Origin of the sequence: Treponema sp., from assembly GCF_045641405.1 — a bacterium.
Taxonomy (GTDB): domain Bacteria; phylum Spirochaetota; class Spirochaetia; order Treponematales; family Treponemataceae; genus Treponema_D.
In genome coordinates this window covers 1-11,279 of record NZ_JAZUGX010000022.1, presented here as the reverse complement: position 1 = coordinate 11,279, position 11,279 = coordinate 1, and the positions used below count along the sequence as shown (strand labels likewise).

At 40.1% G+C, this 11,279-nt stretch carries 8 protein-coding genes and 1 pseudogene; 6 read left to right on the top strand and 3 right to left on the bottom strand.

Translation table 11 applies throughout. The features are described from left to right. The 3 genes from tnpC to ACKI39_RS03975 form a co-directional block, all read right to left on the bottom strand. The coding region (gene tnpC / locus ACKI39_RS03985; protein WP_407397890.1) for an IS66 family transposase at nt 1–1,650 on the bottom strand (1,650 nt) is incomplete at its 3' end. A 193-nt stretch (nt 1,651–1,843) separates the two neighbouring features. Beyond that, nucleotides 1,844–2,191 (bottom strand): IS66 family insertion sequence element accessory protein TnpB, encoded by a 348-nt coding sequence (gene tnpB, locus ACKI39_RS03980; protein WP_407397888.1) that lies wholly within the window; start codon nt 2,189–2,191, stop codon nt 1,844–1,846. Next, the gene (locus ACKI39_RS03975) at nt 2,188–2,565 is read right to left on the bottom strand and encodes a hypothetical protein (protein ID WP_407397886.1); all 378 of its coding nucleotides are present in this window, start codon (nt 2,563–2,565) and stop codon (nt 2,188–2,190) included. The genes tnpB and ACKI39_RS03975 overlap by 4 nt, the downstream gene beginning before the upstream one ends. A gap of 65 nt (nt 2,566–2,630) precedes the next feature. Here ACKI39_RS03975 and ACKI39_RS03970 point away from each other — a divergent pair. The 6 genes and pseudogenes from ACKI39_RS03970 to ACKI39_RS03945 form a co-directional block, all read left to right on the top strand. After that, nucleotides 2,631–4,733: pseudogene (locus ACKI39_RS03970) on the top strand (type I restriction endonuclease subunit R); the annotation flags it as partial. Between the two features lie 70 nt (nt 4,734–4,803). Next, a complete protein-coding gene (locus ACKI39_RS03965; RefSeq protein WP_407397884.1) occupies nt 4,804–6,132 on the top strand; it encodes an MATE family efflux transporter in 1,329 nt (442 codons plus the stop codon). 20 nt (nt 6,133–6,152) lie between these two features. Then, nucleotides 6,153–7,484, top strand: coding sequence for a sensor histidine kinase (locus tag ACKI39_RS03960; protein ID WP_407397882.1), 1,332 nt, complete (start codon nt 6,153–6,155; stop codon nt 7,482–7,484). Nucleotide 7,485: 1 nt separating this feature from the next. Beyond that, the gene (locus tag ACKI39_RS03955) at nt 7,486–8,232 is read left to right on the top strand and encodes a LytR/AlgR family response regulator transcription factor (RefSeq protein WP_407397880.1); all 747 of its coding nucleotides are present in this window, start codon (nt 7,486–7,488) and stop codon (nt 8,230–8,232) included. Between the two features lie 103 nt (nt 8,233–8,335). After that, nucleotides 8,336–8,779 (top strand): GyrI-like domain-containing protein, encoded by a 444-nt coding sequence (locus ACKI39_RS03950; RefSeq protein ID WP_407397878.1) that lies wholly within the window; start codon nt 8,336–8,338, stop codon nt 8,777–8,779. A 133-nt stretch (nt 8,780–8,912) separates the two neighbouring features. Beyond that, nucleotides 8,913–11,036: a sensor domain-containing diguanylate cyclase gene (locus ACKI39_RS03945; protein ID WP_407397876.1), complete on the top strand. Its 2,124-nt coding sequence runs from the start codon at nt 8,913–8,915 to the stop codon at nt 11,034–11,036. The last annotated feature ends 243 nt before the right edge of the window (nt 11,037–11,279 follow it).

Below are 11,279 nucleotides of genomic sequence, written 5' to 3'. Positions count from 1 at the left end.
AGTATCGGCGGCCTGTTCAAAAATACAGCGAAGATAATCTTCTGGATTTATATTATGGATTTTAGCACATTCAATCAATGTAAACAAGAGGCAGCTTGAGCGTGCACCATCTTCCGAGCCGGCAAAAAGCCAGTTTTTGCGTCCTAGTACAAACGGTTTTATGGATCTTTCCGAGATTGAATTGTCGAGGTAAATATACGGACATTCAACGTAATTTAAAATATGCTGCCAATAATTAAGTGCATAGTTCAAAGCTTTTCCGAATTTCAATTCAGGAACGACGACTGGCTGAATGGATGCCATCCAGTCATGAAACTCATTTAAGACAGGAAGAATCTTAAGTTTTCGCTGAGAAATAAGTTCATCGTCTGAAAGGTTCTGCTCTCTCAATCTGTTTTCGAGGAAATATACTTTCTGGATGTATGCAAGCGCCTTTTCTGAATCCTTGGAAAAACCCTGGCCACATTTTGCAGCATCAAAGAATTTTCGCCGTACATGAGCCATGCATGCCACATGAATTATGAGATCATCAGGATATAATTTTTCATGTTCCTCCAGGGCTGCTTCATAGCCACCGTACTCGTCAGTCTGAAGCCATCCCTTGAAACCGTTTATGAATGGTTTGACGAACTTGGGATTCCGGCTCTCGAAATACCTGTAAATTACGGCTTTCTGATTTTCAGGACCGCCGCAGGCCAGCCACATATAGGATTTCTTCCGGTTCAGGTTCGCTTCGGCATTTTCGTATTTCAGAACCTTTACCGTAGTCTCGTCCATATTCATCACAGGCCCTGACTTTATGTGATTCATAAGAATCTGCTCCATGGGTTTAAGCCTTTCATAAACCTTGAGCTGCCAGTTATCCATATCAGCTCTTGAAATATCAATCAATCGTCTCTCAAAAGCCTTTGACTGTCTGTAATAAGGATTGTGCTCACAGAATTTCTGGGTGAAGATGAACGCCAGAAGGTTTGGTGTTGATATTGATTTCGGGATGATATGTTTGGGTGCCGGCATCTGTCGGAACACAGGCTTGTCTTCATCGGCACTGCCTTCACAGTTCCTGCAGGCATATTTGGGACGAACGGTGACTTCCACATAGATCTGTGCAGGTACAACCTGGAGCCGTTCAGAACGGTCTTCCCCTACCTTTACAAGTTCTGCACCGCATGCACAATGCTTTTCTTCTTCGGGAATGTCGATGTAAATCTCACGGCGTGGGAGGTCTTCTGAAAGCTTCTTGCGTCCACATTTTCTGCGCTTATAGGCTTTTACCAGCTGTTCTTTGTAAGGTCCTTCACCTGCAACCGTTGCCTCAATTTCTTCTTCTGATGGAATATAAGATTCATCCTCGAAATCAAACAGGCTTGGCTGGTCATTTGCTTTTTCGGAACGGGCACAGAATCTGTATCTCAATTGAGTTGCAAGTCTCTCCTGTAACTGAAGGATTTCAAGATTCTTTCTTTCAATCTCAATCTGGCTCTGCTTTAATTCTACTTCCTGCTGTTTTATCTGGAGGTCTTTTGAGTGGATTACACAACTCTGTGCATCAATCTTTAACTTCTGGTCGGATATTTCCTTCTGCTGACTCTGAATGATTGAGTTCGCAGCTTTCAGCATTTTGAGAGCTTCTTCTAATGTAATCCCCATTCTGTTTCCCACGGTTTAAATGTTAACATAAATGAAAACATTTAAAAAGTAGTTTTGGGAAAAATTATAGTGAATAAACCTTATTATTCACTATAACTTTTAGGTTGAAGTTGACGGCCCTCTAAAATTTACCATCGTCAAACCTGTACCCCCAACAAAAGACTGTTTGTCGGGATAACTATATTTAATTATATCACGCAAATTTCTCAAAATGAAGTTCCTCATGCATCTTGGTAAAATCTATTCCGGTCAGAAGCATTGCCATCTGCCTTGAGTTGATTTCATTTACAGCTTCTTTGTTTTCCGGCCAAGGCCATCTGTGCTTTTCAAGTTTTTTCTGTGCCGTCCAAAAGCCTGTTTTGTCCCACCAGATTGCTTTCAGGATATTTCTTCGTTTATTACAGAACAGAAATACAGCACCACTTAAGGGATCTTTTTCCATGATATTTTTTATGAGATGAAGAAGTTCATCTGTTGAAATACGTAGATCTGTTACTCCTGGTCTTAAAAATATTCTTGTATTAGTTAAATCAAATTTCATAATTCTATTACCGCCCTTAATATATTTTGCAACTGCATCTTCCCTACTGATGCTGGTACCTCAATTACTGCTTTTCCAAGTTTTACAATTATCTTTTCTGCAGGTTTTTCGTAACAGGGTTCGTCATCGATAATCTGAAACTTCTCTATTACAGGTTCTGTTCCAACTTCTACTTCTACGAAATCCGTAATGTTTACTGCAGGTGGCTTAGGTGGATGCTGTTCCCTAAAGGATGACATTTTTTCATCCAATGCTTTTGTGATTGTTTCTTTTTTGATGTGATTCATTTCGCAGAAAAGATCAATCGGCATATTTGATGCTGCATATCTGTCCAGCCAAGCTTCTCTTTTTGCTTTTGTATCGAATAAATTCAAAATGGCCTCCGTTCTGGAGACCATTCTATTATGTAAATTTGATCATTTTTAGGTGGTGGTAATTAGACGCTTACCATCGTGGGCAGTACGGACTTTCTGAAAAAATCAAAACTGTTAAAGATAAAGACGGAAATATTCAGCATGATGAAAATGGCAATGTGATTGTAAAAACTGTTACCGGTACTGCAAGAATCATCCGTGACAGTCTTCCTAATGCCAGCTTTATTGGCTTCACTGGAACTCCAATTTCTTCTAAAGACCGCAGTACAATCGAAGTTTTTGGTGATTATATTGATGTTTACGATATGACTCAGGCTGTAGAAGATGGTGCAACTCGTCCTGTTTATTATGAAAGTCGCGTTATTAAACTAAAGCTTGATGAAAAAGTGCTTGCTCAAATTGATACAGAATATGATTTTCTTGCTCAGAATGCTGATGAAGAAGTCATCCAGAAAAGCAAACGTGAACTTGGTCAGATGGAAGAAATTCTTGGCCATGAAAAAACGATCAATTCGCTTGTAGATGATATTCTTGATCATTACGAAAATGAGCGTCAGCAGCTGTATACAGGAAAAGCATTGATTGTTGCCTACACTCGTTCCATTGCCATGAAGATTTACAACCGTATTCTTGAACTTCGTCCTGAATGGGCTGGTACAAAAAGAGTGGTTTCGACAGGCTCAACCACCGCGACTGGAGCTGCAAGCACCGTGGAAGTTCCAGGTGATGATGCCCGCATTGCTGTTGTAATGACAGAAAGCAACAAGGATCCGGAAGACTGGCGTGCAATAATTGGAAACAAGCAGCATAAACAGGAACTGGCTACAAGATTCAAAAAAGAAGACAGTCCTCTAAAAATTGCTATTGTTGTTGATATGTGGCTTACTGGTTTTGATGTACCGTCACTTGCAACTATGTATGTCTACAAGCCTATGGAGGCCCACAATCTTATGCAGGCCATTGCCCGTGTAAACCGTGTCTGGAAAGATAAGGAAGGAGGTCTTGTTGTAGATTACATTGGAATTGCATCTGCTCTAAAACAGGCAATGAATGACTATACTGTCCGTGATCAGAAAAACTATGGCGAGATGGATATTGCAAAACGGGCATTCCCAAAATTCCAGGAAAAACTTGAAGTATGTCGTAATCTTTTCTTTGGTTTTGACTATACAAAATTTTACGACGGAACAGATTTGCAGCGCGGTATAACAATCAGTGGTGCCGTAAACTATATTATGGCGCCAGATAAAGAAGTTGAAAAACAGGCGTTCATAAAAGAAGCTATGTTGCTTCGTCAGGCACTTTCTCTCTGTTCTTCTATGGTAAAGGAACATATGCGTCAGGAAGCAGCATTCTTTGAAGCTGTCAGAGTTCTTGCGATGAGAATTCTGTACAATCCAACTGGGAAAAAATTCTCGCTTAAAGAAATCAATGACAGAATCAACGAACTTTTAAAACAGTCTGTAAAATCAGAAGGTGTTCTTAATCTCTTCAGCGACATTGGCGAACAGTTCAATCTTTTTGATTCAGCATTCCTGGAAAGTATTTCTAAGATGAAAGAAAAAAATCTTGCGGTAGAAATGCTTAGAAAACTCATTGATGAACAGATTAAAATTTACAAAAGAACAAATCTTGTAAAATCAGAAAAGTTCAGCGAAATTGTTCAGCAGGCTTTGAACCGTTATTTAAATGGCATGCTTACCAACGAAGAAGTAATTGAAGAACTTCTTAAAATGGCAAAGGAAATGATGCATGCAAAAGAAGAAGGAAATAAACTTGGCCTGACTGAAGAAGAAATGGCATTCTACGATGCATTGACTAAGCCTGAAAATATTGGTGACTTCTATAAAAATCCTGAATTAATCGCTCTTACCAAAGAGCTTACAGAAACTCTTCGTAAAAATCGAACAATTGACTGGCAGAAAAAAGAATCTGCCAGAGCCGGTATGCGCCGTCTTGTTAAACGCCTATTGAAAAAATATAAATATCCACCAGAAGGTCAGGAAGATGCACTTAATATTGTTATCAGCCAGTGCGAAATGTGGACTGATAATGTGGTTGAATTTGAGTCAGCTTATGATGCCAGAAAAGTGCAATCAGGCGGTGATTATGCAATGGATTCTGATTTTGGAATATTAAAAGTAGCAAGTCCTTCTTCAATTTCCTAAATTCGCCCCATATACTGTATTTTTTGCCACAGCAATCAACATAGTTTTCAATTTTTATTATATTGATGGCATGAAACTCAATAAGACTTACTTCAATTCTATTTTTAAGATTGCTCTCCCTTTGATTCTGGCAAATGTTATCGGTCAGATCCAGATGATCATAGACAAGGCATTTTTAGGTCAGATGAACGACATCTACCTGAGCGCAATTGGAAATGTAAGCAGCCCAGTCTGGACATCACTTTCATTCTGTTTTTCCATCGTGATTGGATCTTCAATAATCATCAGTCAGAAGGTCGGTGCAAAGGAAACTGACGAGGTGGAAAAGTATTCAGCTTCCATGCTTGTGTGGACCAATGTGATTCCGACTCTGCTTTTTATTTTCTGGTTCTTCTTCAATAGGTATATCTTTCAAGCAATGGACGTTTCGGAAAATGTTCTGCCGCTATGCGTTGAATACACAAGATGGTATTCGCCATCAATTCTTCTTGTCGGACTTCAGTCTTCGTCGATGGTAATCATGCAGACTTCAAACTACACAAAGCCAATGATGTGGTATGGACTTATCCGTGCGGGACTCAACATTTTCCTTGACTGGGTAATGATAGAAGGTCATCTTGGGTGTCCTTCTATGGGGATGAAAGGTGCCGCTATCGCGACTGTAATTGCGGAATATGCTGGCATGGCTTATTCATCCTATATTTTCTTTACAAGCAAAAAACTTTTTACAAGACCATCCATTAAAGCGATCATCAAGTCATCACCAGTTCCATTTCTGAAATCTGTAAAACTTGGTATCAATACTGCCTTTGAGGATTTTGCTTGGAATGGATCAAACCTTATCCTTATTGTGATCCTCAACTCTATCAATGAAATGGCAGCGGGAATCTATTCCATGATTTTCGGTGTTGAGCTTCTTGTTGTGGTTGTTATCGGTTCGTTTGGAAATGCAACCCTCACGCTTACGGGAGAAGCAATGGGAGCCTGCGATAGAAACAAATACAGGGGAACTGTTCTTTCTGCAGGAATCCTTTCTGTTGGAGTGTCGCTGCTCATGCTTGCCGTCTGCTCTTTGTTTCCTGGAAAAATCATCGGACTGTTTTCAAAGGATCCAGAAATCATTGCAGGCTGCGGAATCTATCTTATCCTTATGTGCATCAACCTTTACGGAAAGTCAGGCAACATCATCATCGGCAGTGCGATTCGTGGAAGTGGCAATACAATATGGATGTTCTTTACCCAGATGGCTGGTTCCGTAATTGTAATTTCATCTGCCCTTTTCTTTGTGCGTGTCTTGAACATGGGGATTGCAGGTGTCTTTGTGGCAATCATAACAGATGAGCTTATCCGTTCAGTCATCAATTACTTCAAGTATAAGAGCATCGTGAAGAAAATCTAACGCCATGATAGAATGAAAATATGATAGAATTTTTTTCTTATTGCAGGCTTCAGACGGGGTGTTTGGTGTTTCTGCTATACATCGGATTTCTCATGGTAAAGGGGTCGGAAAAGGACAGCAACAGGAATATATTTTCAGATCTCCTTTATTGCTGTGGTGAGCTTTGCGTTGTTTTTGATGCCATCACGGCATGGTCGGTGAACAAGGTTGGATATGTTTCCATGACAGCGAATTATGTTTTTCATGGAATTTTCTATGTTCTGTTGGAAGCCGAGCTTTGGTTCATGTACTTCTATTTTCGTTCTATCGTAAACAGGTTGCCAAAATCCTTGGCGGAAAAAATTTTATTCATCGTGCTTGCCCTAGGTATTGCCATAGCGACTCTTGTTACAATGCCCCAGGTAAAGATAGTTGAAGGAAAGACGACAAACTATTCCTATGGAACTCCTGTTTTCATAGTCTTTTCTCTTGTTCCTGTGTTTCTCTTTTTTATTGCGGTCTTTGGGGGTGGATATGTGCGAAGGGCAGATCCAGTAAAGAAGCTGACTTTTTCTTCTTGCTTTGTGGCTGTAACTTTTTTTACGGTGTTACAGCTGGTGTTCCCAGAATCCCTTGTAACAAGCCTGAATGTTTCCTTGATGATAACTGCAGTCGCCCTCAACAATGAAAATCCTATGTTCCATAAGCTTGAAAGGGTGATGAGAAAATATGAGATGGAAAAGAATTATTATGACCGTCTCGATGAAATTGAACAGAAGCAGGCTATCATACGCCATGATGAAAAGCATTATCTTGCCGCCATCGGTGGTCTGTGTGCAGAAGGAAAGACTGAAGAAATAGAAAAGCTTCTCAAGGTCATGAACATAGAGCTTCAGAAAAATACTCCAAGAAAATATGTTCGAAACAGAATCGCGAATGCATTGCTAAATGAAAAAGAAAATTTTGCCATTAAACAGAATGTCCGCATAAACTATCAGGTTGAACCTGAAGTAGATCTTGATGCATTTGAGGAAATCGACATCATCGCAATGTTTGGAAATCTTATCGATAATGCAGTCCGTGCGGAAAAGGAATGGCAGGAGTCACACGGTATCCTTCCTGAGAATTCCGAAGTATCCATAAAACTATTTGAGACTGAAGGAAACTTCATAATGCTGGTGGTTGAAAATCATTTTTCAAGGGTTGATATAAAGAACGGAAAGCTTGTTTCTACAAAGGAACTTCCAAGTGAACACGGCATAGGACTTTTCAACGTCAGATTGCTCTGTGAAAAATATGGGGGAATCTTTGATATGGACATGGATGAAGATATTTTTATATCAAGCATTTGCCTTCCAAAGGAGAAGATATAATATGTACGAAATTGTTATTTGCGATGACACAGAAAGTGATCTCATTCAGCTTAAGATGGCTGTTGAAAAAAGCAGCAACTATGATATGGCGTCGATGAATATACATTCATTCAATTCGGGATTAAGTTTTCTTGAGGACATGAAAGAAAACACCGACCTTATTCTCATAGATATGCAGATGCAGCTGATGAGTGGATTCGAGACAGTGGTGGAGCTTAGAAAGAAGAACCAGACTGCGGTTGTCTGCTTCTGTTCTGCCGTAGTGACACCTCAGACCGAGCATTTTGAAGTCTCGCCATATCGCTACATACTTAAGAATGAAGATAAGGATAAAATAGCCCGTACCATAGATGATCTTCTTATTGAAATGAAACGCCGTAAGCAGCAGAAGACCATCGAGGTAGTTTCCGACGGGAAAGCCACTATGATCCCAGTCAACAATATTCTTTACATCGAGAAGGCAAAGCATGGATGCCACATTGTCCTTTCAGAATCCTCTCCAATAAAATCAGAAGACGGCAAAATCGTCTCAAGGGAAAAGCTTTCGGTTCTTGGGGAAGAGCTTAAGGAAGAAGGTTTTGCTGTTCCTCATTCGAGCTATCTTGTCAATATCAAGCGAATTACAAGTGTCTCGAACGATGAGATCATGATGGAAGGTGATGTGCGTATTTCAGTTTCCCGTTCCTGCAAAGAAAATTTTCACCATGAATTCTCAAAGTTCTTTGGAAAGAAATATAGACGCGGATAAAACAAAAATATTTTTTAATATGACATAGGGTTGTCAAGTTATGATTGCTATATTGTCTTCAGTAAATCACCGCCAAGGCGGAGTTTTTGTTAAGGAGACATTTATGAATTACGAAGTTGTAACCCTTGAAGAGAAAAAGATTGTTGGAGTTGCCGCAAGGACAGGAAATGCAAGTCCTGATATGCAGCAGGTCATCGGTGGTCTTTGGCAGGATTTCTTTGGGAAAGGAATCAATGCATCGATCAGAAACAGGTTGAATGAACATTCCTTCGGAATCTATTCCGACTATGAAGCCGACAGCTATCAGGTGACTGTGGGGGCTGAGGTTTCTGAAGCAGCAAACAAGGATCTTGTTCAGCTTACGATACCAGCAGGAAAGTATGCCCACTTCCATGTTTTCGGCGATCAGGTAAAGGCCGTTGCTTCAGCCTGGCAGGAAATATGGAATACAGACCTTAAACGAAAATTTACTGCTGACTTTGAAGAATATGTTGCCTTTGACGGAGTGAATGCCACTGTTGAAATCTATGTTGCCATCGAAGGTTAGCCTATAGCTCCATTGATGTTTGCGTCTGTTTGTGTGGTCTAACTTTCATCATCCTGTGATAATTAGATTAATCTGAAAAAATCAGATATAATATGTATCAATATAAAATAAGTTTTGTACACGGATTAAAAAAATGGACGCTAACAACATCTTGGATTTCAACAAGCCTCTTTTTGAGAATATGTCATTCTTTGCCGATGCTGTCTGGTTGATAGACATAAAAAAAATGACAGTCTATACCTTCATCGACAAACTGGAACCATCCAACAACGGAACAGAAATTCCACTTGAAAAAATGCATAGGAATCTTTCGGCAAAGGGACATTCTGAAAGCGTAAATAAAATCAAGTCCTATTACACCAAGGGTTTCATTCAGTCTTTAAAGGAAAGCTTTGCATACGAAAACCAGATGTCCATCGGTGGAAAAAATCATACGCTTCAGTGCGTAATGACTCCGATTGTCGGTGGAGATGGAGAAGTAGCGGGCTGCTATGTAACAACCCGTGATATTCAAGACATCATTGATGCAAAGGAATCAAGCGCAAAGGCAAGACAGGAAGAACTTACTTCCATTGCTGATGTTCTTTATAATGCAAATATCGGACTTTGGAATTTCGTTGTCCGTGATGGAGCTCCAAGGCTTTATGCCGATTCTTCTTCTGCGGAAATCATCGGAGTGCAGTCAGAACAGAGAGCCGATGACAACTATTTGAACTGGTCCGAGAGAATTGTTCCTGAGTACATGGACAGTGTCCTTGATGCCATCGAAAAGATGCTGTGTGGAAATCCTGCTGAAGTGATCTATCCATACGAGCACCCGTCACTTGGAAGAAGAACACTGCGTATGGGTGGAGTGCTGAATAATAAATATGAAGGCAAGGGTGTCTGTCTTAGAGGCTATATTCAGGATATAAGTGATTACAACGAAAAACTGTTCAGAGAGATTGAACTGTCAAATGCGCTTCTTTCATACTATCATTCGGTTCTTTCCCTTGATACCCTCAGCGGAATGGCGAAGGTCCTTTGGGATCCAGAGGGGATATACGGCGAAGAAAAGAATGATGAGGGAATGATAAGGCTTGATTTTACAAAGTTTGAATTCGACATCACTCCTGAAACCATAAAATCCTTCAGAGATATCAAGACTGCAGAGGGAATAAGAAAGACCCTTAAGGGAAAGAAAATTCTTTCATTGGAATTTGAGTCTACTGCACGGGGCTGGTTCAGAATGTCGATAATTCCATCCTACAGGAACAGGGAAGGGGATGCCGATAGATGTGTCATTCTAATTGAATATATTGATGATGTAAAAAAAGAGGAACTGAAACGAACACAGCTTCTTAAGGAAGCAATGGAAAAGGAAAAGAGTGAACAGGAAACTTTGAAGTCGATCGCTTCAGTCTACCTTACGACCCATCTCATAGATTTCAAGGAACGCACGATAAAGGAAATAACCGCTTTGAAGCATATCCATAAATATGTGGAAGAACATGATTCGGACGACATTCAGTATGTAATTTGGGGAATCATGAGGGAAAGGGTCTGCGTTGCCCATCGGGATAGAATTGTTGACTTTACGGATTTTTCTACCCTTCAGAAAAGGCTTGAGGGAAAATGCGACATTTCAATTGAAGTTCTTAATGTCGATGATCAGTGGCTTAAGTTTTCATTCGTAAGAGTTGAAAATGATAGAGGCAGTCTGGATAAGGTGATTTATACCTGCCAGCTTGTCGATGACATAAAACGCAAGGAAGAATCTCTTGTCCTTATGCTTAATACTGATGCCCTTACAGGTCTTTACAGTAGACATGCCTATGAAGAGGTTGTCACTGAACTTGGAGAAAAAGGAATTCCAAGAAATCTCTGGTATATAGGATTTGACGTCAACGGACTCAAAGGAGCAAATGATACAAAGGGGCATAAGGCTGGTGATGAACTCATTGTGGGTGCTGCAGGTGTCATATCGTCTGCGATTTCTTCTCTTGGAAAGGTCTATCGCATAGGCGGTGATGAATTTATTGCAATTCTTTATGGAAACGAAATTGAGGTTGAAGAATGTCTTGCCCTTATGGAAGAGAACAGAAAAAAATGGAAAGGAATCTACCTGTCTGAACTTTCCTTCTCCAAGGGTGTCGTATCTGCAAAGGAATTTCCTGGATGTTCAATTTCAGATCTAGAAAAGGAATCCGACAGAAGAATGTATTCAGAAAAGCGTGCCTATTATACAAGCATTTATGGGGATAGAAGAAAAAACTAGAGGGCCGTCCAGTCTGACTGAAGTGCACCACAACACCCCACCACCGTCAAATATTCAACAGCAGCATTTGAAACATTAAATTTTTTCCATCTCCTCAATAATTTCTTCCACAACTTCCACCGCAGCCGAAACCATTTTAGGACAGAACTCTGTAAAAAGCTTATTATCTAAACAATACTGAACACCTTCCATTGTACGGACATCACAGCCAAGGAGATCATTACAAAGATAAGAACCGCATTT

Bases quoted from the DNA above. Each gene is read 5' to 3' on its own strand.
- tnpB (WP_407397888.1), bottom strand. From the start codon at position 2,191: ATGAAATTTGATTTAACTAATACAAGAATATTTTTAAGACCAGGAGTA.
- ACKI39_RS03965 (WP_407397884.1), top strand. From the start codon at position 4,804: ATGAAACTCAATAAGACTTACTTCAATTCTATTTTTAAGATTGCTCTC.
- ACKI39_RS03960 (WP_407397882.1), top strand. From the start codon at position 6,153: ATGATAGAATTTTTTTCTTATTGCAGGCTTCAGACGGGGTGTTTGGTG.
- ACKI39_RS03955 (WP_407397880.1), top strand. From the start codon at position 7,486: ATGTACGAAATTGTTATTTGCGATGACACAGAAAGTGATCTCATTCAG.
- ACKI39_RS03950 (WP_407397878.1), top strand. From the start codon at position 8,336: ATGAATTACGAAGTTGTAACCCTTGAAGAGAAAAAGATTGTTGGAGTT.
- ACKI39_RS03945 (WP_407397876.1), top strand. From the start codon at position 8,913: ATGGACGCTAACAACATCTTGGATTTCAACAAGCCTCTTTTTGAGAAT.